The sequence below is a fragment of the Clostridia bacterium genome, from assembly GCA_017438525.1.
In the GTDB taxonomy this organism is placed as follows: Bacteria; Bacillota; Clostridia; order Oscillospirales; family RGIG8002; genus RGIG8002.
The window spans coordinates 15,294-37,637 of record JAFRVI010000054.1; the positions used below are offsets into that span (position 1 = coordinate 15,294).

Annotated in this window: 21 protein-coding genes; 5 read left to right on the plus strand and 16 right to left on the minus strand. The window is 60.0% G+C overall.

Translation table 11 applies throughout. From position 1 onward, the window contains the following. Positions 1-30 precede the first annotated feature (30 nt). A complete protein-coding gene (locus tag IJL83_05450) occupies positions 31-1,170 on the minus strand; it encodes a citrate transporter (GenBank protein ID MBQ6553041.1) in 1,140 nt (379 codons plus the stop codon). Positions 1,171-1,342: 172 nt separating this feature from the next. Between IJL83_05450 and IJL83_05455 the strand changes: the two genes are divergently transcribed. Together IJL83_05455 and IJL83_05460 are read left to right on the plus strand one after the other, a co-directional pair. After that, positions 1,343-2,644, plus strand: coding sequence for a hypothetical protein (locus IJL83_05455; protein ID MBQ6553042.1), 1,302 nt, complete (start codon positions 1,343-1,345; stop codon positions 2,642-2,644). Beyond that, a complete protein-coding gene (locus IJL83_05460; protein ID MBQ6553043.1) occupies positions 2,645-4,804 on the plus strand; it encodes an RNA-binding transcriptional accessory protein in 2,160 nt (719 codons plus the stop codon). A 247-nt stretch (positions 4,805-5,051) separates the two neighbouring features. Here IJL83_05460 and IJL83_05465 read toward each other — a convergent pair whose 3' ends face one another. The 15 genes from IJL83_05465 to IJL83_05535 form a co-directional block, all read right to left on the minus strand. Continuing rightward, positions 5,052-5,576, minus strand: coding sequence for a SpoIIIAH-like family protein (locus tag IJL83_05465; GenBank protein MBQ6553044.1), 525 nt, complete (start codon positions 5,574-5,576; stop codon positions 5,052-5,054). A 35-nt stretch (positions 5,577-5,611) separates the two neighbouring features. Further along, positions 5,612-6,172, minus strand: a complete 561-nt coding sequence (locus tag IJL83_05470; GenBank protein ID MBQ6553045.1) for a hypothetical protein — start codon at positions 6,170-6,172, stop codon at positions 5,612-5,614. A 5-nt stretch (positions 6,173-6,177) separates the two neighbouring features. Next, entirely contained in the window at positions 6,178-6,657 is a 480-nt protein-coding gene (locus IJL83_05475) for a stage III sporulation protein AF (protein ID MBQ6553046.1), read from the minus strand. A gap of 2 nt (positions 6,658-6,659) precedes the next feature. After that, positions 6,660-7,772: a hypothetical protein gene (locus IJL83_05480; GenBank protein ID MBQ6553047.1), complete on the minus strand. Its 1,113-nt coding sequence runs from the start codon at positions 7,770-7,772 to the stop codon at positions 6,660-6,662. Position 7,773: 1 nt separating this feature from the next. Continuing rightward, positions 7,774-8,163, minus strand: coding sequence for a stage III sporulation protein AD (locus IJL83_05485; protein MBQ6553048.1), 390 nt, complete (start codon positions 8,161-8,163; stop codon positions 7,774-7,776). Further along, the gene (gene spoIIIAC, locus IJL83_05490; protein MBQ6553049.1) at positions 8,163-8,357 is read right to left on the minus strand and encodes a stage III sporulation protein AC; all 195 of its coding nucleotides are present in this window, start codon (positions 8,355-8,357) and stop codon (positions 8,163-8,165) included. The genes IJL83_05485 and spoIIIAC overlap by 1 nt, the downstream gene beginning before the upstream one ends. Before the next feature lie 13 nt (positions 8,358-8,370). Then, a complete protein-coding gene (locus tag IJL83_05495; GenBank protein MBQ6553050.1) occupies positions 8,371-8,829 on the minus strand; it encodes a hypothetical protein in 459 nt (152 codons plus the stop codon). Further along, complete coding sequence (tadA, locus tag IJL83_05500) at positions 8,816-9,658, minus strand: Flp pilus assembly complex ATPase component TadA (GenBank protein ID MBQ6553051.1); 843 nt, start codon at positions 9,656-9,658, stop codon at positions 8,816-8,818. Before tadA ends, IJL83_05495 begins: the two co-directional genes overlap by 14 nt. 153 nt (positions 9,659-9,811) lie before the next feature. After that, positions 9,812-11,938 carry a beta-propeller domain-containing protein gene (locus IJL83_05505; protein MBQ6553052.1) on the minus strand — a complete coding sequence of 709 codons (2,127 nt, stop codon included), beginning with the start codon at positions 11,936-11,938 and terminating at the stop codon, positions 9,812-9,814. An 18-nt stretch (positions 11,939-11,956) separates the two neighbouring features. Further along, the gene (locus IJL83_05510; GenBank protein ID MBQ6553053.1) at positions 11,957-12,445 is read right to left on the minus strand and encodes a sigma-70 family RNA polymerase sigma factor; all 489 of its coding nucleotides are present in this window, start codon (positions 12,443-12,445) and stop codon (positions 11,957-11,959) included. Between the two features lie 87 nt (positions 12,446-12,532). Next, entirely contained in the window at positions 12,533-14,521 is a 1,989-nt protein-coding gene (gene ligA / locus IJL83_05515) for an NAD-dependent DNA ligase LigA (GenBank protein ID MBQ6553054.1), read from the minus strand. 149 nt (positions 14,522-14,670) lie between these two features. Next, positions 14,671-14,751, minus strand: a complete 81-nt coding sequence (gene spoVM, locus IJL83_05520; GenBank protein ID MBQ6553055.1) for a stage V sporulation protein SpoVM — start codon at positions 14,749-14,751, stop codon at positions 14,671-14,673. A gap of 49 nt (positions 14,752-14,800) precedes the next feature. Further along, entirely contained in the window at positions 14,801-14,944 is a 144-nt protein-coding gene (locus tag IJL83_05525; protein ID MBQ6553056.1) for a hypothetical protein, read from the minus strand. A 131-nt stretch (positions 14,945-15,075) separates the two neighbouring features. Then, on the minus strand, positions 15,076-16,704 hold the full coding sequence (gene gltX / locus IJL83_05530; protein ID MBQ6553057.1) for a glutamate--tRNA ligase: 1,629 nt from the start codon (positions 16,702-16,704) through the stop codon (positions 15,076-15,078). A 40-nt stretch (positions 16,705-16,744) separates the two neighbouring features. After that, a complete protein-coding gene (locus tag IJL83_05535) occupies positions 16,745-18,739 on the minus strand; it encodes a class I tRNA ligase family protein (GenBank protein ID MBQ6553058.1) in 1,995 nt (664 codons plus the stop codon). A 228-nt stretch (positions 18,740-18,967) separates the two neighbouring features. Between IJL83_05535 and IJL83_05540 the strand changes: the two genes are divergently transcribed. Genes IJL83_05540 through clpX form a run of 3 tightly spaced genes read left to right on the plus strand, consistent with a single transcriptional unit; the run spans position 18,968 to position 22,328 of the window. After that, positions 18,968-20,368 carry a trigger factor gene (locus IJL83_05540; GenBank protein ID MBQ6553059.1) on the plus strand — a complete coding sequence of 467 codons (1,401 nt, stop codon included), beginning with the start codon at positions 18,968-18,970 and terminating at the stop codon, positions 20,366-20,368. Between the two features lie 41 nt (positions 20,369-20,409). Beyond that, on the plus strand, positions 20,410-20,991 hold the full coding sequence (clpP, locus tag IJL83_05545; protein ID MBQ6553060.1) for an ATP-dependent Clp endopeptidase proteolytic subunit ClpP: 582 nt from the start codon (positions 20,410-20,412) through the stop codon (positions 20,989-20,991). A gap of 26 nt (positions 20,992-21,017) precedes the next feature. Next, a complete protein-coding gene (clpX, locus tag IJL83_05550) occupies positions 21,018-22,328 on the plus strand; it encodes an ATP-dependent Clp protease ATP-binding subunit ClpX (protein ID MBQ6553061.1) in 1,311 nt (436 codons plus the stop codon). Positions 22,329-22,344: the final 16 nt, after the last annotated feature.

The following is a 22,344-nucleotide window of genomic DNA, read 5'->3' on the forward strand; positions in this document are numbered from 1 at the left end:
GAAACGCGCCGTTACTTTTTTGTTCTCTTTTCACAGCAGTTTTATCACGCTCATGAACGCGATCAGCGCCGCGAGGAAGCCGAAGTTGAACGCAGAAAACTTCGCGATATAGCTCCACGTTTTTCCGGGGTTGTGCCTGACGTATTCGCGAAAGGTTATCAAGCTCGCGAGCGAAGCGATCAGCGCGCCGACGCCGCCGATATTGACTCCGACGAGCAGGTCGGGGTAGTTCGCCGTGAACTGCGAGAGCAGTATCGCCGATGGCACGTTGCTTATGCACTGGCAGCTCGCCGCGCTGAAAACGAGCGTGTTCCGGTCGAGCAGCGACGAGAAAAAACCGCGCACCGCTTCTATCCGCGCCATGTTGCCGGCGAAGACGAAGAAAAAAACGAAGGTCAGCAGCAGGGGATAGTCCACCTGAAGCAGCGCTTTTCTGTCAAAGACGAGCAGCGCCGCCGGAATGACGATCAGCCCTATCCAATAGGGTATTCCTCGGAAAACTATCGCTATCGAGAGGGCGAAAAGCGCCAGATATACCGTCGTTTTTACCGGGTCGAGCTCTACCTTTTCATCCGGTACCTCCAGCCGCTCCGGGCGCACGAAAAAGACGCAGCAGAGCGTTATCAGCGCGATAGATACCGCGAACGGCGGCGCCATTATCTTCATGAACTCCGTCGCGGGAATGTTGAACTTCGTGTATAGATAGAGGTTCTGCGGATTGCCGAAGGGAGTGAGCATACCGCCGAGGTTCGCCGCTATATTCTGCATTATGAATGTGAACGCCATATACTTCTCTTTGCCGGTCGTCGTCAATACGAGGTATCCGAGCGGCAGGAAGGTCAGCAGCGCCATGTCGTTCGCTATCAGCATCGAGCCTATGAAGGTGATATAGACGAGCGTGAGTATGCACTTGCGTGCGTTTCTGAAAAAATGCACCGCCTTCCGCGCCAGCAGGTAGAAGAAGCGCACGTTCTTCAAAGCGCATACGACCGCGAGCACGCAGAAAAGGCAGGTCAGCGTCTTATAGTCGAAGTAGCGGGCGTATTCGGCGTCCGGCGGGACGATGACGCTCGTGATAACGGCCGCAATAAAAGCGACGAACATAACGGCGTATTTTACGATAAACGCCTTCGTCGCTCGTGCGATATTCGGTTTTTCCGTCGGCTGCATTGGTCGCGTCACTGTCCGTTTGAGATTTTAACATAGAAAAACTACCACTATTCGCGCCGGATGTCAAGAGGTTTTTTCGACGGATCCCGCTTTTTTTCGCAAAGGCGTTTCCGGTTGACTTCGGGCGCGGTTTGCGGTAAAATATATGCATAGATAAGCAAGGGGTGTTATTATGAAATTAGCCGAAATATTCTGCGACGGGATGGTGCTGCAGCGCGATAAGGAGATACGCGTTTTCGGCAGCGGGAAAGGCGAGGGCAAGGTCGAGTTCCTCGGCCGCGAAACCCGCTTCACCGCCGACGGCGGCTTCGTCGTGACGCTTCCCGCGGCCTCCGCGGGCGGGCCTTATGAAATGCGCGTCACGCTCGGCGGCGAAGAAGCCGTCATCCGCGATATCCTCGTCGGCGACGTTTACCTCGCTTCCGGGCAGTCGAATATGGCGCTGATGCTCGGAGAGATCGGGCAGGAGGCGTACGCGGAAACGGACGCCGTCAGATACTTCAAGGAGCCGCATTTTCCGGACGATAACCTCGATCCGTGGCTCGACTTCAAGGGCTGGGAAAAGTGCGGAAAAGAGGCGTCGAAGGGCTTCTCCGCCGTCGCCTACTACTTCGCGGCGAAGCTGAACGCCGAGACCGGCGTTCCGGTCGGGATCGTATGCAGTAGCATCGGCGCTTCCACCGTGGACGCGTGGACCTCGCCGGAGGTGGTGAATACGCCGGAGTATCAGGCGCTCGTCGCCGTGCGGCACAACGACTTTTTTGAATATAAGTTCAACCAAAACTGCTGGCTTTACCGCCACAAGCTGCGGCCGCTTATCCCGTATTCATTCGCGGGCGCGCTGTGGTATCAGGGCGAAAGCGACCGCCGCGTCGAGGAGGCGCGGAACTACGACAAAATGCTCGCCGCGCTGATAAACGACTGGCGCGGACGCTTCGGATACGAGCTGCCGTTTTACTGCGTGCAGATAATGCCCTTCAACGAGCCGGAGAGCGAGCCCGCGTGGGCGGTCATACGCGAAGGGATAGAGAAGGCGTCGAAGACGCTGGACAAGACGTATATGGTCACGCTTTTCAACACCGGCGAGGCGGATAACATCCACCCGACTAAGAAGCGCGGCGTCGGCGAGGCGCTCGCGAACGCCGTCCTGTGCCGTCAGTTCGGGCGCGGGGTCGAATACTGCGGCCCGGTGCTCGAAGCCGTCTCCGTCGCGGACGGGGAGGCGAAGCTGACCTTCTCCCACGCGGACGGCCTGCGCTTCGACGGCGCACCGCGCGACGTTTACGCGCTGCTGCCGGAGGGCGAGGCGCCCGCGGAGTGCGCGATCGCCGACGGCGCGGTTTTCGTCAAGCTGCCGCCGGACGCGGCAGGCGTTTCCATGGGCTGGCGCAACGCGCCGGAACACAATCTTTATAATTCAAGCGGCCTCCTCGCGTCGCCGTTCAGATACTGTTTTCAGAAAGCGGAGAAATAAATGAACTATTCCGAAGTAATCGCAAAGCAGTTCAACGTAAAAGAAGAATACGTCGGCAACATAATCGCCCTTCTCGACGAGGGCAACACGATCCCTTTCATCGCGCGCTACCGCAAGGAGGCGCACGGCACGATGGACGACCAGCTCATCCGTCAGATCGCGGATAAGCTGACCTACCTGCGCAACCTCGACGCGCGGCGCGAGGAGGTGCGCGGGCTGATAACGGAGCAGGGGAATATGACCGATGAGATCTCCGCCGCGCTCGACAAGGCCGCGACGCTCGCCGAGATCGACGACATCTACCGCCCCTTCCGCCCGAAGCGCAAAACGCGCGCCTCCGTCGCTAAGGAAAAGGGACTTGAACCCTTAGCGAAGGAGCTTCTCGCGGGGCAGAGCGGAAACGCCGATCCGCTCGGGCTCGCCGCGAAGTATATCGACGCGGAAAAGGGAGTCGAAACCGCCGAAGACGCGCTTCAGGGCGCGAAGGATATCATCGCGGAGGACGTTTCCGACAACGCCGAGGTGCGCCGCCGCATTCGCAACCTCGTAATGCTCGGCGGGCGGCTGGACTCCAAAGCCGCCGACGAAAGCGCCGAGAGCGTCTACGAGCAGTATTACGACTTCTCACAGCCCGTCCGCGACGTCGCCGGACATCGCGTCCTCGCGGTCAACAGAGGCGAAAAAGAGGGCTTTTTGAAGGTCTCGATCGGCATGGATGACGAGAAGCCGCTGAATTCGATAAGATCGCTTTACGTCAGAGGCGAAACGCCCTGCGCCGCCGCCGTCGCGGAGGCGTGCGAGGACTCATATTCGCGCCTGATATTCCCGTCGATAGAGAGGGAGATACGCGCCGAGCTGACCGACTCCGCGTCCGAAGGCGCGATAAAGCTTTTCGGCGCGAATCTGCGCCAGCTGCTGCTTCAGCCGCCGGTCAAGGGCAAGGTTGCCATGGGGCTCGACCCTGGCTACCGCACCGGCTGCAAGGTTGCCGTCGTCGACGGCACCGGCAAGGTGCTCGACACCTCCGTCGTCTACCTCACTCACGGCGAGGCGCAGGCGGAAAAGTCAAAGCGTATACTTAAAGACCTCATCAAAAAGCACGGCGTTGAAATTATCGCGATAGGGAACGGCACGGCATCGAAAGAAACGGAATTGTTTACCGCAAACCTGCTTCACGAGTTGACAAATAAAGTGTCGTATATGGTGGTCAGCGAGGCGGGCGCGTCGGTCTATTCGGCGTCCAAGCTCGCCGCCGAGGAGATGCCGGACTTCGACCTGACGCTACGCAGCGCCGTTTCGATAGCGCGGCGCCTGCAGGACCCGCTCGCCGAGCTCGTCAAAATCGAGCCGAAGGCGATCGGCGTCGGGCAGTATCAGCACGATATGCCGCCGAAGCGTCTGGACGAGGCGCTCGACGGCGTGGTAGAGGACTGCGTCAACAGCGTCGGCGCGGAGCTCAACACCGCTTCGCCCGCGCTCCTTTCGCACATTGCCGGGATCACTCCCGCGTTGTCGAAAAATATCGTCGCATACCGCGAGGAGAACGGCCGCTTCAAGTCCAGAAGCGAGCTGAAAAAGGTCCCGAAGCTCGGGCCGAAAGCGTTCGAGCAGTGCGCGGGCTTCCTGCGCGTAGCGGACGGCGCCGACCCGCTCGACAACACCGGCGTGCATCCGGAATCCTACGCCGCCGCGAAGGCGCTGCTGAAGCGATTCGGGCTCACGCCCGCGGACGTCGCGGCAGGCAAAGCCGCCTCCGCCGCGGAGTCGCTCACTCCCGCGTCGATCGCGAAGCTCGCCGCCGAGCTCGGCGTCGGCGAACCGACCCTCGCGGATATAGTCAAAGAGCTCGCGAAGCCCGGGCGCGACCCACGCGACGAGCTTCCGCCGCCGCTGCTCCGCACGGACGTGCTCGCGATGGAGGATCTGCGCGAAGGGATGACGCTGAAGGGTACCGTCCGCAACGTCATCGACTTCGGCGCCTTCGTCGATATCGGCGTCCACCAGGACGGGCTCGTCCACGTTTCGCAGATCAGCGATAAGTTCGTCAAGCACCCGTCCGAAGTCGTCTCCGTCGGCGACGTCGTGACCGTCCGCGTGCTCGGCGTCGACCTCAAAAAGAAGCGCATCAGTCTTTCGATGAAAACCGTCGTCGAAAACTGAAAGGAGAGATTATGAAAAAGATGTTATCGCTATTGCTTGCCGCGGCACTCGAATGACCTTCGCCGGCGCCGTCTCCGCCGCGAAGCCGGACCGTCCGTTTCCGACGCGCTGCGCGCTCCGCATCGCCGCGAAGCTCGCGGAATGACAAGCGCTTGTATGGCGCTTCGGCGGCAGGGACGAGCATCGCCCGTCCGCAATATAACTCAAGAGCCGCTTCCGTAGAAGCGGCTCTCATCATATCTTCGCCTTATTTCACTTCGACTATCCTGACGTTTGCGAGCTCCTCGCCGGTCTCGCCCGTGACGATCTCGGCGATCTGCGCGGCTTCAGCGGGGAGGAGGCCCGCTGACTGCACCATCACCTTGACTCCGTCGTCGCCGATCATCACGACGCATTCGGCGAATCCCTTGGCTTTTATCAAACTCTCGATATTCGCCTCCGCCTCGATGCGCCTCGCTATCGCGGAAGCGGCCTCCGCGGCTTCGGTCTTCGACGCTTCGTCTACGTCCGCGCTCGCGGCTATCGCGTCGAGTATCTCGAGCGAGCTCGCGCGGGACGTCTCGCGCTGCATACGCGCAGCCGAGAAGAACTCGTCGAAGTTGCCGTTCGCCGTGCCGTTGACGAGCTCGGCTTCGCCGATGACCTTGACTTCCTGCGAGTCGTTTTCTCTGACGGCGGCGTCCGCGTCCGTCAACTGCCAGTTGAGGAACAGCGCGGTCCCGAGCGCGAGCACCATCGCGGATAATACGATCCATTTCTTCTTTTTGAACATAGTGATTCTCCTTTTCTGACGCCGAACGGCGAATGCTAACTCATTTTCAGGACGCAGATCTTGTTCGCGGGTATGCCGAGCAGCGCCCTTACCGCGTTGTATACGCTTTCTCTCACCTCCGGGCTGCCGGCGCCGCGGCAGACGACCACGACTCCCGTCACCGGCGGCGAAAGCGACGATGCGAGCACCGGACTTTCGCTGCCGTCGGAGTTTTTCACGACGACGGTGTCGAAGTCGGATGAGTGCGTGTATTTCGCGTCGCCGTCGTTTTCGTCCGTCTCCTTCGCGTCGGTCTGGTAATAATATTCCGCCGAGCCGTCGAGCGTGAGCATAACGCGCGTTTTGCCCGCGCCGCTGACGGAGGAGATGATGCTTTCCAGCCGCTTTTCAAGCGCGGCGACGTAGGCATCCGCGTCAAACGTCTCCGCGGGCGAAGGCGGCTTCGCGCTCTTCGCCGCCGATCCGGACGACGAGAAAAACAGCAGGCACGCCACCGCGGCGACGGCTATGACCGCGAGCCCTTTTTTCGATTTCAGCGCCTTCTTCAGCTTCGCGCCCGAGACGACGCCGACGACGCGTTTCTTTTTATCCGACATTGCTTTCACCTTTCTATTTCAACGGAGGGCTCGACGCCGAAAACCTCCGTCACCACGCGCATCGCCTTACTTCGCTCCGCGGCGGTAACGTCGGAGGGGAGCGTCAGCGCGACGTCGTAAAGCTGCAGTTCGCCGTTTTTCTCCGTAACATATATATTCACGTCAGACGGGCTTATGCCGTTTCTTTCGAGAATATCGCGCACGGATTGCGAAAAACGCTCCCGCGCGAGCTCCGTGCGCTGCTTGCGCTGTGTTTCCGCGAGGTCGTAGTAATGCGGGGGCAGGTCGGTATCCGCGGCGGCGATTATATCACGGTAGTCGCCGGAAAGCTTCAGCAGCGGAGCGGTCAGCACGAGCAGCACCGCGACCGCCGCGGCGATACGCGCCGGCTTCGCGACTTGCTTCGCGGGCAGCAGCAGAAACACCGCGCCCGCCGCGAGAACGGAGAAGACGACGCCGGTCGCGTATATGCGGAATTCCTCCATTGTCACACCTTCAATCTGACGAGTATCGCCACCGAAACGGTAATCGCTACCGCGGCGGCCGCGAGCAGCGCGGCTGTCGCCGTGACCGTTTTCCGCGCCGCGCCTGTGAGAGCCGCGACGTCGTCGCTCCCGAATGACGCGGCGGCGAACTCCGCGAGCCGAAGCGCCGCCGCCCAGACGAGCGCGGTGAAAAGCGGCTTCGCGAAGGCGACGGCTATCACGACGAGCGCGAGCCCGCCCATGCCGCCGCGTATCAGCTCCGCCGCGCCGAAGACGGTCTCCGAAGCGTCGGAGATAATCCCGCCGACGACGGGGAGCGCGCCGGAGACGGTGACCTTCAGTGCCTTGTGCGTCAGCCCGTCGAGGGAAGACGTGATGCCCGACTGTATGCCGATAAACGTCAGATAAAGCGTCAGCGCCGCGCCGACGCCCCACAGGGTGAAATTCCGCACGCTTGAGGCGAGCTTTTCCGTCTTCAGCTCCGGCGCGAACGCGCCGACCGCGGATAAGGCCAGCGACGCGCAGGCGACGGGAAGCAGCACCTTGCCGCCGATCGCGGAAAGCGCGTTCGAGAGCCCGAGCATAGCGGCGTTCATGAACCCCGACGAGACCGGCATCCCGCCCGAGACGGTCAGCGTCGCGAAGACGGGCAAGGAAGCGGTCATAAAGACCGAGCATTCCGTCAGCGTCGCGGCGGCGGAAGCGGCGAGCGAAGCGATCGGCGCGATGACCGCGATCCCCGCGCCCGCGGTGCATACGGAACGCAGTACGCGCCGCTTTTCGTCCGCGAAGACCGACGCGATAAGCACCGCGCCGAGTATCGCACCGAGCGAACGCAGGGGCGCGGATACCGCGCCGAGCAGTCCGTCTTTGACGACGTCAAACAGCGCGCTGATCGTGAACTTTTTCATTCCCTCGGCGGGGTGCGCGGGGTCGATCCCAAGCTCCTCGAGCGCGTCCGCGGCGGATTCCGGCACCGCCTCCGCGACCGAAGCCGTATCCGCGGCGTCCTCCTGCCGGCGCACGAGCTCGTCCTCCGTCAGCGCGTGAACGCGCGCGGGCAGCAGAACGAGCAGAGCCGCGAGCAGTATTGTCAAGCATAAACGTCTTTTCATTTCAGCCCTTTATCAGCGCCGCGACGAGCGACGCGAATTCACGCAGCAGCGGTATCGAAACGGCGAAGGCGGCGAGTCGCCCGAAGGTTTCCACCCGCGCCGCGAGAGCGCTTTCTCCCGCGTCGCGGCAGGTGTCGGAGGCGAACTCCGTGACGAAGCAGACGCCGACGCATTTGAGCAGCGTGCGCACGCTGAGCGCGGACATTCCGGAAGCGTCCGCGAGCTCGCGGAAGAAGCTTATCGCGTCGAGCGCGACGTCGATGAGTCCGGAAAGAATAAACGCCGAAACTCCCACTCCGGCAAGCAGCGCGAGCTCCGGCCGGTACTGCTTCAATAAAACGCATATCAGCGCGCCGATGACGCCGATCGCGGCGACCGTGTAAATATTCATCAGAAACCGAACATCGTCTTTATCATGGCGAAAAGACGGCTGATTTCGCCCGAAATCACGACGAGCACGACCACGAGGCCGGCGATAGTCGTCAGCATCGCCTGTTCCTCTCTGCCGGAGCGCACGAGGAGCTGATTTAATACGGCGGTTATTATCCCGACCGCCGCGATCTTGAAAATGAGGTCAACGTCCATCGAATTGCCTTCCTTACGCTAATATGATGATCGCCGCAAGTCCGCCGAGCCCGCCGAGCGAGAGGCAGAGGCGGCCTTTTTCGGCCTTTTCGCGTTTCGCGCTTTCGGCGGCGTCTTTCCAGAAGTCGCGGAAGTCGTCCGTCAGCGCGAGCTGCCGCTCGAGCGTGCCTTCGCCGAGCGCGGATATGAAAGCGCGGAGCTTTTCCGCCTCCTTTTCGCCGAAGGGGAAGTCCGCTCCGTCAAGGTATTCGAGCAGCGCGGCCTCGTCGCCGCCGCAGGGGAAGGGCAGCTCCGCCAGAAGCTCGCGCTTCAGCGCGTGGCGGTGCATGATCGCGGAGCGTATGCGTCCGGCAGAGGCGGCGAGCGCCTCGGCGGTTTCGGCGCGCGCTGATATGCGGCGGCTGCGCCGCAGTCCGCACCAGAAGACTCCCGCGCCCGCGGCGCAGGCGGCGGCGAATCTAAGCGTCAGCAATTACCGTCACCCTTTCTATCACTCCGACCGCGCCGGCTTTGAAGAACGCCGCGCGGCGGAAACAGCCGCTTTCCGCGAGCCGCCTGAAGCGGCGGGAGCGTTCGTTCCCGTGAACCGCCGCTACGACGTCGACTCCGCAGTCTGCGCATTCGATCAGCGCGTCCGCTTCGCCTTCGCCGACCTCGTCGCATACGATGACGTCGGGGGAAAGACAGCGCAGCGCAAGCTCGGCCGCGTAGGTCTTCGGGTAGCCGTCCAGAACGTCCGTCAGCGGCCCGACGTCGGCGGATGGGAATCCGTCAGCGACGGCGGCGATCTCGCCGCGCTCGTCTATGACGCAGACCTTGCGCCCGCTTTCGGAGAGCCGCCGCACCAGATCGCGCAGCAGGGTAGTCTTGCCGCAGGCGGGCGGACCCGCGAGCAGCAGGCCGCCGCTGATGCTCCCGCCGAGCGCGGCGAAAAGCCCGTCCGCCGCGCCTTTTACCTCGCGCGCGAAGCGCAGGTTCAGCGATCGCGCGTCCTTGACCGAAACGATCTTTCCGTCCTCGGCGACCGCGGTGCCGCATACGCCTATCCGGCAGCCGCCGACGGTGAAGTATCCGCGCTTTATCTCGCTTTCATAGGCGTACGGCGCGCCGCCGCAAAGCTCGGAAAATAGCTTACGGAACTCGCTGCGGTCGATGCTTCCGACGCGTCTGACGCCGCTTTTCGCGACCGCCCAAACGCCTCCTCCGGCGAAGACGCGCAGCTCGTATAATTCGTTTTTCAGCGCCTCCGCCGCCCCGCGAAACCGCGCCGGCAGAAGCGATATGATTCCGTCAGAGTCCATAAACTCACCCCGTTTTTGTAAATGATATGCCGAGGCTCGTCCGTATAGAACACTTGTCCGTAAAAAGCGCGCAACAAAAGAGCGTAACAAAAAGACGTTCCTTTCGGAACGCCTTTCTGTAAAGGAGAAATAATGAAAGCTTGAAAGCGCGTATCAGAACGTGAGATTGCCGAGCAGCTCGCCGGTGGCGTAGTCGTTGATCTGGATCATATCGCAGGAGATCGTCACTACGTTGTCGCCGATGAAGATACCGCGGGTGATGTCGAGCGTTTTATCTTCACCGTCGCCGGCTCCGGCGCGGAGCTGCTGTATCTGACTGACGAGCTCGATCTTTTCGCCGCCGCCCATCGAGAAGACGCAGAAGGAGTAGCCGTCAAACTCACCGTAGTCGTATATGTTTTCCTGTTTGCCTTTGAAGGTGAAGAGCTCGACCGGCAGGCCGAAAACGTCGCGTTCTCCGTAGTAGGCGAGCGCCTTGTGGTCGCGCTCGACCGCGGAGTAGGTGCCTCTGTCGCCGAGGATGAAGGTGTCGATCTCTGCCATATTATCGGGATCGGTGACGTCGAAGAGCGCGATCTTCAGCCCCTGATAATAGGCGATGTCGGCGTCCTCGCTCTCGGCCGCGGCGTCCTGACCGATGCCGAGGAGCGTGTTTTCGTCATATGGATGGAGGTATTCACTGTAGCCGGGGATCTTCAGCTCGCCGGTGACCTTCGGCTCCTTCGGGTCGCTTAAGTCGAAGGCGAAGAGCGGGTCGACGGTGCGGAAGGTGACGACGTATCCGGTCGCGCCGTTGAAGCGGACGGAGTAGATGTGTTCGCCCTTCGCGAGTCCGGTCAGCTCGCCGAGCTTCTCGAGGTTTTCGTCGAGGATCGTGACGGCGTTCTCGGTGTAGAATTCGACCGTCTTATCCTCCTTAGTTGTATATCCATCGTAGGTGGTGGCGACGCGGAGGTTGCCCTCGTATTCGTCGGCGGCGAACTGATTTATCATAGTGCCGTTGACGCTGCCGGAGGCGGTGAAGGCGAGCTCGGAGCCGCTCATCGTGAACTTGTAGATATTCGTCGTGATCGCGGCGTCTAAAACCGCGCCTTCGGCGTCGTCGGTGTCGGCGGGCTCGTAATCGTAGCGCGTGCCGAAGACGTAAAGCGCCTTTGCGGAGGAATAGACGGTGTGACCTTCACCGAGCACGGTCACGGTGCCGGCGGGCTCGGAGGCGTCCTTGATATTCAGCGCGCCGAGCGTGATGAAATTGGTGGTGTTTTCGCCGATATAGACGCAGTCTGGCGCGAGCGGAGCCGCAGTTTCTTCGACCGTACTGTCGCAGCGGCAGGGGACGACGGATTCGGGCTTGCCGTCATAATTGCCGGCGAAGACGTATTTTCTCGTTACGACATAGACGTGATCGCCGACGCGGCGGGAGCTGATATACGAGCCCTCCTGCGTGTAATACCGCACGGTCTCGGGCTTCGCGGGATCGGAAACGTCATAGACAGCGACGCCGAACTGCGAATTGTCGCGCATCGCGAAGTAGTAGTCGGAATAAAGCATCTCGTCGCGGTATCTTTGCTTTTCAGCCGTGAAGACGACGGTCAACAGATCGTTTTCAAGGAACATTTCGATGACGTTTGCGTAGCCGTAAACGCTGTTGTCGAGCAGATCGTCAACGCGTATGGTTGACGATTTTGCGATTTCGGAAGGCGTCCTTACGTCGAAAACGACGACGTGTCCTTCTTTGGCGACGTAGACGAACTTGCCGTCCGTCTTGACGATATCGGCTTCGTCGACGCCGTCGACCTGGACGTTCGTCTTGCTGTAGCCGCCGTCGGTTCCTTCCGGCAGCGCAGGCGCGAAAGCGCTTTCTTCTACGCCGCCGATGGTGATGTTTTCGGGATCCCCGGCGTAGTCTGAAACGCCGCTAAAGGCGTCGTTCGTCGCCGTCGCAGATTTGTAATACATACCGTCAAACACGTTGCGCGAATCGGCGCGGTCCTTCGCCTTGGTGAAGACGGCGTCGAGGTCGTCGTAGGTCGCGCAGCGAGTGAGCTCCGGCTTGCCGCCGGAGACGGCGACGCCGTTCGATTTCGGCACGACGTAGACCGCGGTCAGCGAAATGCCGACAACGAGCAGCAGCGAAAGCGCCGCCATCGCGAAGCGGAACGCGGGGCGCTGCGTGAAGCGCGGCTTCGCAGTTTCCGCAACCTGCGGAACGACCGGCGTGTCGGGCGTTTCTGCCTTCGCTATCGCGCGGTATTCATTCTTGAATCTGTTGAAGTTCATAACAAAACCTCCCAATCGTTAATTCAGGTCTGCCAGCAGCGGCTTGAGTTTCTTGACGATCTGCGCGTACTGCCAGCGGACGGTGGACGGGTTTGACGAAACGATCTCTGCGATCTCGCGGTGCTTGAAGCCGCCGAGCACCTTCAGATCGAAGATCTCGCGCTCTTCATCGGAGAGGGTGCCGAGCGCCTGGCGGATCATGACGGATTTTTCCGTATCCGCGGCGGCGTTTACGGTGTGCGCTTCCGGATCATCCGAGGGAACGGAGCGGCTTTCGCTTTTGACGTGGTCGAGCGATCGGTATTTGGCGAGCTTTATCAGCCAGCCGCCGATCTCGTCGGGCACGGAGCCGTTGTTTTCGCAGTTTTCCATCAGCTCGAGGAATACCGACTGCATGACGTCCTCTGCGGCTTCCTTTGAGCGCGTCAAGCGGAGCGCCGTGTAATAGACGGCAACGCGGTATTTCTCATAGATCCTCGTGAACTGTCTCGATGCGTACTCGGTCATCCTGTCCCTCGCTTTCGCCATGCGGTGATCGGTTCGTCATTCGCTATATTAACGACGGGGAGGTTCGTTTTGTTGGAAAAATATTTATTATTCGAGCATTTTTTTGAATTCGTCCTCGCTGATGACGGGAACGCCGAGATTCTGCGCGTTGGTCAGCTTGCTGCCGGGGTTTTCGCCGGCGAGGACGTAGGTCGTCTTCTTCGATACGCTGCCGGAGACCTTGCCGCCGCGGTCGGTGATGAGCGCGGAAGCGGCGCTTCTGTCCATCGAGGGCAGGGTGCCGGTCAGCACGAAGGTCATTCCCGCGAAGCGTTCGTCGGCGTTCGCCTTAGCGTCCTCGGTCAGCTTGACTCCCGCTTCGCGCAGACGGCCGAGCAGGTGGCGCGTGCCTTCGCGCGCGAAGAAGGAAACGACGCTTTCAGCGATGACGCCGCCGATCTCGTCGAGCTGCGTCAGCTCCTCGGCGGTAGCGACCTCGAGCTTTTCGAGCGTGTCGTATTTCTTCGTGATGATCTTCGCCGTCTGGAGCCCGACGTTGCGTATGCCGAGCGCGAAGAGCAGGCGCGCGAGCCCTGCGTTTTTGGAACGCTCCGCGGCGGCGATCAGGTTGGCGGCGGAGGTCTGTCCCATGCGCTCGAGCGCGGCGACCTTGTCCGCCTCGAGATAGTAGATATCCGCGGCGTTGGAGATCAGCCCTTCCTTGACGAGCAGCTCCGCGAGCGCGGGCCCGAGGCCGTCTATATCCATCGCGTCGCGTGAGGCGAAGTGTATGATGTTGCGCAAACTCTGCGCGGGGCATTCGGGGTTGACGCAGCGGACGGCGACTTCGGCTCCGTCGTTGACGACGGTCTCGCCGCAGGCGGGGCACTTATCCGGGAAGGCGTATTCCGGCGTCAGCGGCGGACGTTTTGAGAGGTCTACGCTGACTATTTCGGGGATAATATCGCCGGCTTTGCGTACGATGACGGTGTCGCCGATGCGTACGTCCTTTTCGCGTATATACTCGCGGTTGTGCATCGTCGCGCGGCTGACGGTAGTTCCGGCGAGGCGGACGGGATCGAGCACGGCGGTCGGGGTGAGCACGCCCGTGCGGCCGACCTGTATCTCGATGTCGCGCAGGATCGTCGGCTTTTCCTCCGGCGGATACTTGTATGCGATCGCCCAGCGCGGCGCCTTCGCGGTCGTGCCGAGCGCGCGGCGCTTCGTGAAGTCGTTGACCTTTATGACCGCGCCGTCGATGCCGAACTGCAGGCTATCGCGCATTTCGCCGATGGCGGCGATGTGATCGAGCGCCTCGTCGATGTTTTTGCAGAGCTTGCGGTTCGGGATCGCGGGGATTCCGAGCGAGGCGAGCCAGTCGAGCGACTGCGAGTGGTTCTCAGGCGTGTAGCCGCGGACTTCCTCGACGTTGAAGACGATGATGTCAAGCGCGCGCTTCGCCGCGATTTTCGGATCGAGCTGGCGCAGAGAGCCGGCGGCGGCGTTGCGCGGATTCTTGAAAAGCGGCTCGCCGAGCTCTTCGCGTTCCGCGTTGAGCTTGTTGAAGGTGGCGGCGCTCATATATATCTCGCCGCGTATGCGCAGGTATTCCGGCGCGCTCCGGAGCTTCAGCGGCAGAGAGCGTATCGTCTTGACGTTCTGCGTGACGTCCTCGCCGACGACGCCGTCGCCGCGGGTGGCTCCGCGCACGAGCACGCCGTTTTCGTATTCGACGGCGACGGAGAGCCCGTCAATCTTCGGCTCAACGTCGTATTCGGCATCGCCGCACGCCTCGCGTACGCGGCGGTCGAACTCGCGCAGCTCGTCGAAGGAGAAGGCGTCCTGCAGACTCTGCAGCGGCGAAGCGTGGGTGACCTTCGCGAACTCGTCCAGCGCCTTGCCGCCGACGCGGACGGTGGGGGAGTCGAAGTGTCGCAGCTCGGGGAAGCGCTCTTCGAGTCCGGCGAGCTCGCGCAGCAGCATATCGTATTCGTAATCCTCGACGGCGGGATCGTCCAGCACGTAATAGCGGTAGCTGTAATCGTTCAGCGTCGCCGTCAGTTCGTCTATTCGCTTTTTGGCTTCGGAAGCGTCCATAAAACTCCTCTTTTCGCGTTTGCGTTCATACAAAGATATTATAACATATCCCGCCGGATATATCAACGGTTATTGCTCGCGAAAAACGAAAAAAGCGGCTCGCATGAGCCGCTTTTTTCGTACCGTCTTCGCGCTTGTCAACGGGCGCGTCAGGTCTCCTTTTTGATGCCGAAAAGCTTTCTCAGCAGTCCCGCCAGCACACGCGGGCTTTTCACCACTACAACCTTCATAATCTGAAACTCCGTTCCGCCGTCGCGCGCGGCAATTCTTTCTCCGCCGTCAGCAGTACAGCGAGAACAGGCCGCACAGAAAAAGCAGGCACGCCATCACTATCACCGTGACCGCGGAGGGCAGCAAGGTCAGAAAAATAACGCAAAGCCCCATTCCGAGCGCGATATACCCGATGACGTTTTTAGGGCCCATAGCCGTCGACCTCCGTTCGATATTACATTATACGGGGAAGCGGCGGAAATGTTCCGGAATGTTGCCCGAAAAAACCGATTTTGCAAAAAAAGAAGACGCCGCGCGGGCGTCTTCTCGCTTTACCGGTTTATTCAGAGGCACTCTTTGACGCGCCCGACGGCTCTTTCTTCGCCGAGCAGCTGCATGATGCTCCAGAGGTCGGGGGTGTTGCGGTGGCCGGTAACGGCTACGCGGAGCACCTCCGCGACGTCGCTGACGCTGCCGGGGAAGGCGTCGGGGTTCTCCTTATACGCTCTCATGTCGGTGGCGAAGCCCATCGACGCGGCGATCTCCTTTACCTTCGCGAACCACGCCTGCCCGTCGTCCGAATGGTCGTAAGTGGCGAGGAACGCGGTGAGTATCTTCTTGCAGGTCTCCTTATCGAGCGGGAAGTCGCGCTCCGGCTTGAAGGTCTCGTCGAAGTAGCAGGAGACGACTTCCTTCGCCTGGCTCGCGCAGATGAAGTCCTTGCGGCGCTTCTTGCCCGCGCCCATGCAGAGATCGAGCACGCCGAGGGCGTAAGCTTTATCCGCGAGCAGTTTCGCGAAGTCGGGGTCGTAGTTGTTCGCCCATTCGAGCAGGAAGGAGTAGAACTCCTCGCCCGTCAGTTTGGAAATGACCGTCTTGCTGACGTCGTCGAGTTTGGCGATATCGAAAAGCGCGCCGGACTGTCCCATCTTGCCGATGGAGAACTTGAAGTCTTCAAGCGGCGCGTCTGGGTTTTTCAGCATCCACTCCTCGAAGTTTGAGTTAAGAAGAGTCATAAGATACGTCTTGACGGCGAGCGGGTGATAGCCGAGCTTGCGGTAGTATTCGAGCGCGAGCTCGGGATCCTTGCGCTTCGAAAGCTTGCGCTTCGTGCCGCCGTCGAGCTTCATCAGCTGCGCGTGGTGGCCGTATTTCGGCGGTTTGAAGCCGAGCATACGGAAAAGCTCGAGGTGGATCGGCAGGGAGGAGAGCCACTCTTCGCCGCGCAGCACGAGCGTGGTGTGCATAAGGTGGTCGTCGATGACGTGCGCGAAGTGGTAGGTCGGGATGCCGTCGGATTTGAGTATGACTTCGTCGCGGTTGTTGGCGGTGACACTGATCTCGCCCTTGATGCTGTCGCGGAAGGAGAACTTCTGCGTTCCGTCGCCTGCGGATCTCATTCTGATGACGTAGGGGAGCCCGGCGTCGAGCTTTTCGCGGATCTCCTTATATGAGAGGTCGCGGCAGCGCGCCCATTCGCCGTAGTAGCCGGGAGTGAGCATCTTTTCGCGCTGCCGGTCGCGGATTTCGTCGAGGTCTTCGGCGGTGCAGAAGCAGGGATATGCGATGCCTTCCTCGACCATCCACTTGACGAAGGACTTATATACGATTTCGCGCTGACGCTGATAAAACGGGCCGTATGTCTTGTCGCCATTCATTTCGGCGCCCTCGTCGAAAGTTATGCCGAAATAGCCGAGCGTCGTGATGACGGCTTCGACCGCGCCTTCCACCTTGCGTTTCAGGTCGGTATCCTCAATGCGCAGGAAAAACACGCCGTTGCTCTGGCGCGCGATACGCTCGTCCGCGAGCGCGGAGAAAAGGTTGCCGAGGTGAATGAAACCGGTAGGGCTCGGCGCGATACGCGTTACCTGGGCGCCTTCGGGAAGGTCGCGCTCGGGGTAGTAATTGGCGTAATACTCCGGAGTGGTGAGCACGTCGGGAAAGAGCTCGTCAGCAAGCATTTTGCTTTCAATATGCTCCAATGGCTTCGTATACATATTTTGTCTCCCTTCGTTATTTCACTTCAAATTGGCTCGGGTGCTTCGCGAAGAAGTCGAAGCGCGGCTCGAGTTCGGCGAGCTTGTGACTTTCCTTGTTATCGCAGAAATAGTAGACGTTCTCGAAGATGTGCTCCCAGCTGAAGAAGTCCTCGCCGAAGCCGAGAAGTTTGACGAGCAGCTCCGTGCCGGCGGGCGCGACGGGGTGGACGAGCACGGCGCAGACGCGCAGCATATGGAACGCGTTGACGAGCATCCTGCTGCGCAGTTCGGCGTCGTCGTTTCTGTCGGCGTCGCCCATGTTTTTCGCCCAGTACTTGTTGCAGTCGCGGATGTACTTGTCGAGTATCGCCATGACAGTGTGCAGCTCGCACTTATACATCGCCTCCTCGTATTCGAGGATGACGCCGTTCGCTTCTTCGACTACGTCCGCGTCCGGCTCGCCGTAAGGCATAACGCCGCCGTAATACTTCTGCGTCGTGTAGAAGCAGGAGCGGCAGAGGCGGTTGAGGACGTTTGTCAGCAGGTTGCCTTCCTTGAGCGCGGGATCGCTGTCGGTCGGGTTTGCTTTGGGGTTGTACGGCTTCGGCTGGAAGCTGACACTGCGCAGTCCGAGCCCGAGCGCGAGGAAGTGGGCGCGGAGCTGTTCGGCGGTGTAGTGGCCGAGGAGCTCGGCGGCCATCGGCGGCTTCACCTTGCCGCTGCTGCTGGCCTTTTTATCGAGGAAGAGTATGTGATAGTTGGCGACGAGCGTCGGGAGCGTGAGCTGCCCCTCGGCGGGCTCGGTGGTGAGATTTTCCTTGCCCTGCTGCGCCATGAACATCGCCATTTCGGCGATGCCGTAGAAGTAGATGTTGTCCTGCCCGATGAACTGAAAGACCTCGCAGTCCTTTGAAAGCCACCATTTCTTCCATTCGTCGTCAGGCGCGCCCTTCGACTTCAGATACGTTTTCGTGAAGGAGATAGGCGCCCAGAGGGATTCCGGCCATACCCAGACGGTCAGCCCGCTTTCGCCTTCGAGCGAGGGCGCCGGAACGCCCCATTCGATGTTGCCGGTCAGGCGGAAGGGAACGAGCGTTTTGCCGGTGCGGAAGCGTATTCCGTTCTCGGTCAGTATCTCGCAGGCGCGGTCGCGCACCGTCAGTTCGTCGAATTCAAGCACGAAGGAGGTCTTGCCTTCTTCGGAGCGCATCACGTGTTTCGGCAGGGAGGCCTTCAGCGCGTCGTAGTCGGGGAGGTTCTCGTTCTTTACGTATATGACGGGAGGGATCAGGAATTCGTTGATAGTGTCGGAAACTATGCGGCGGACGTTGCCTTTGTCCTTCAGCTCTTCGGTGTATTTCCGCATCAGCTCGCGGAAGTCGGTCAGCGAGAAGTACCAGTTCGTGACGTCGCGCATCTCGGGCGTTTCGCCGGTCAGCGTGCTTTTCGGCGCGATGAGGTTTTCCGGCATATACTGGTGGCCGAGGTCGCACTCGTCGGCGTAGCCCTTTTCGGAGGCGCAGCCCTGAACGGGGCAGCGTCCCACTACCTGTCTGCCGTTGAGGAAAACGCCGAGCTTCGCGTCGTAGAACTGCGACGTGACGAGCTTTTTCAGCCAGCCGTTTTCATAGAGGTTGCGTATGAAGCGGTCGGAGACCTCGCGGTGGATATCGCGGCTTTCGCCGAGTCCGGAAGCGGCGAAGAGGTTGAGCGATATCTCGTAATCCTCCAGCGTCTTCTTCTGGCTCTCGTGGTTGCGGGCGACAAAGTCTTCTATCGTGCCGCTGAACTCTCCGTCCTCGCAGAGCTTGCGGTAGCCCTCGGCGATGGGGGAGCCGTAGCAGTCGGTGCCGGAAACGAAGATGACGTTATCCTTGCCTATTCTGTCGCGCAGGAAGCGCGCGTAGGCGTCGGCGGGCACAAATACTCCGCCGATGTGGCCGAAATGCAGACTCTTGTTTCCGTAGGGCATTCCCGCGGTAATGACGGCGCGCTTCGGGAAGTGCGGCCGCTTGATGCTTCCTTCCATAATAACCTCCGATGGATGTGCATGTATAAGAATATTATACCGATTTCGCGCCGTTTTGCAAGAGCAAAATGCGCATCAAATCAAAAAAGAGAGGTGAAAAATGGGGGTTTGGTATTGACATATTCTTCTACTTTGATATAATATAATGGTTTTTATAGTGAGCGAGTATGCGTTTGCGTACCGCTTTCGGGACGTCAACTATTATTAAAATAATATCCGGAGGAAAACATGGGACTAAAAAACAAGAAAGAAATCGAAAAGAACGTCGTCGAGCTCGAGATCGTCGTAACTCCCGATGAGTTCAAGGACGCGACCGACGTCGCTTACAAAAAGATCGTCAAGGAAGTCAAGGTCGACGGCTTCCGCCAGGGCAAGGCCCCGAAGGGCATGATCGAGAAGAAGTACGGCAAAGAGATCTTCTACGAAGAGGCCGTTAATTTCATATTCCCGTATTCCTACGACGCCGCCGTCAAGGAAGCGGGCATAACCCCGGTTTCGCAGCCCGACGTCGAGATCGTCGGTGACGTTACCGACGACGGCTTCACCTTCAAGGCGAAGGTCACCGTCAAGCCGGAGATCTCGCTGAAGGCGTACAAGGGACTGAAGGCGACCAAAAAGAAGGTCACCGTCACCGCCAAAGAGGTCGATGAAGAGCTTGAGGTGCGCCGCGAGAAGGTCGGCAGACAGGTCGCCGTCGACGGTCCTGTCGAGAACAAGGACACCGCGGTCATCAACTTCGAGGGCTTCGTGGACGGAGTCGCGTTCCCCGGCGGCAAGGGCGAGGACTATCCCCTCGTTATCGGCAGCGGCAGCTTCATTCCGGGCTTCGAGGAGCAGCTCATCGGCGTCGAGAAGGGCGGCGAAAAGGACGTTGTCGTGACCTTCCCGAAGGAGTATCACGAGGAATCCCTCGCCGGCAAGGAAGCTGTCTTCAAGTGCAAGGTGCTTGACATAAAGCGCACCGAGCTGCCCGCGCTCGACGACGAGCTCGCCAAGGACATCAGCGAGTTCGACACGCTCGAGGAGCTGAAGGCCGACATCAAGGAACACATCAAGGAGCACAAGAACGAGCACGCCGAGGCCGATTTCGAGGAAGAGCTCATGAATAAGCTTTCCGACAACATAATCGGCGATATTCCGGAGATAATGTACGAGAACGAGGTCGACTATATGGTCGAGAACTTCGAAGACCGCCTCAAGACGCAGGGCATCGACCTCGACAGCTACATCAAGTACACCGCCACTTCGCTCGAAACCCTCCGCGAGAACTTCGCCCCGCAGGCGAAGCAGCAGGTACGCATCCGCCTCGCGCTCGAAACCGTCGCGAAGGAGGAGGGCCTGACCGCCTCCGAGGACGAGCTCGAAGCCGAGTATAAGTCCATCGCGGATTCCTACAAGATGCCCGTCGACAGGATCAAGGCGATAATCCCCTCTGACGGACTCGAAAAGGACATCGTCGTCAGAAAGGCGATCGACTTCGTGAAGTCCGCCGCCGTCGCCGGCGCGGACAAAGCCGAAGAGAAGCCCGCCAAAGCGGAAAAAGCTCCCGCGAAGAAGCCCGCGGCAGAGAAGAAGCCCGCCGCGAAAAAGGCGCCCGCGAAGAAGCCCGCCGCCAAGAAGGGCGAATAATCAGGCGCGCAGACGCGCTGTTACAGAAAGGAAGAATGAGAATGAGTTTGGTACCGATGGTAGTGGAGCAGACCAACCGCGGAGAAAGGTCTTATGACATATTCTCACGCCTGCTCAACGACAGAATAATTATCCTCTCCGACGAAGTCAACGACGTTACCGCGAGTCTCGTCGTTGCGCAGCTTTTGTATCTTGAGGGCCAGGATCCCGATAAGGACATCAGTCTTTACATCAACAGCCCCGGCGGCTCCATCAGCTCCGGAATGGCTATCTACGACACCATGCAGTATATCAAGCCCGACGTCGCGACCATCTGCGTAGGCATGGCCGCGAGCATGGGCGCGTTCCTTCTCGCCGCCGGCGCGAAGGGCAAGAGATTCGCGCTTCCGAACTCCGAGATAATGATCCATCAGCCCCTCGGCGGAGCGCAGGGGCAGGCGACGGACATCAAGATCCACGCCGACCACATCATCCGCATCCGCGAAAAGATGAACAAGATGCTCGCCGAAATGACCGGCCAGCCGCTTGAAACCATCACCGCGGACACGGAACGCGACAACTTTATGACCGCCGAGCAGGCCCGCGAATACGGCCTTATCGACAAGGTCATGGACAAGAGATAAGCCGGTAACGGCGGAACGGAGACGAAATGGCTGAAAACAAGCAGGGCGGAGGCCCGATATGCTGTTCCTTCTGCGGCAAGGAAACGACCAAGGTCGACAGAATGATAATGGGCAACGGCGCGTATATCTGCGACGAGTGCATCCTCGCGTGCCTTGACATCATCTCCGACGACATCGACGTTGAGCTTGCTCCCAAGCGCGGAAAGTCCCGTGAAAAGTATACCCGTCCGGATAAGCTTCCCACGCCCGTGGCGATGAAGCGCAAGCTGGACGAATACGTTATCGGGCAGGACGCCGCGAAGGTCGCGCTTTCGGTAGCGGTCTATAACCACTACAAGCGCATCTTCTTCAACGGCGAAGGCAAGGTAGACCTTCAGAAGAGCAACATCCTTATGCTCGGCCCGACCGGCGTCGGCAAGACGCTGCTCGCGCAGACGCTCGCCAACGTGCTTAAAGTTCCGTTCGCGATCGCGGACGCTACGACGCTTACCGAAGCCGGCTACGTCGGCGAGGACGTCGAGAACATCCTGCTGAAGCTCGTGCAGGCCGCCGATTACGACATCGAAGCCGCCGAACGCGGAATAATCTATATCGACGAGATCGACAAGATCGCCCGCAAGAGTGAGAACCCGTCCCTGACGCGCGACGTCAGCGGCGAGGGCGTCCAACAGGCGCTGCTGAAGATCGTCGAGGGCACCGTTTCCAACGTGCCTCCGCAGGGCGGCAGAAAGCATCCGCAGCAGGAGTTCATCAAGCTCGATACGAAGAATATCCTCTTCATCTGCGGCGGCGCTTTCGACGGCATCGAGGACATAATCGAGAAGCGCAAGTCAAAGTCGATCCTCGGCTTCGGCTCGGACATCAAGAGCCGGAATTCGATCGACCGTTCGATGATCCTCCGCGACGTCGAATCCCACGATCTGATAAAATACGGCCTCATTCCCGAACTCGTCGGCAGATTGCCCGTCGTGACCTCGCTCGATCAGCTTACCCGCGAGGACCTCGTCAGAGTGATCAAGGAGCCGAAGAATTCAATCTACAAGCAATACGCCGAGCTTTTCCGTATGGATAAGGTCGAGCTCGTCTTCGACGACTCCGCCTTCGAGGCGGTCGCCGACCTCGCCATCGAACGCAAGATAGGCGCCAGAGGCGTCCGCGCGATAATGGAGGGCGTGCTGCAGGAGTATATGTTCACGACCCCGTCCGACAAGACGATATCGAGGATAACCTTCAACGGTGGCTGCGTCAGAGGAACCGAAAAGCCGGTCGTCGAACACCGCCAGCACCAGGCGAGGCAATCATCCGTAACGCAGAATCTCAACACGGAGGCCTCCTGAGCGGAATAAATAACGC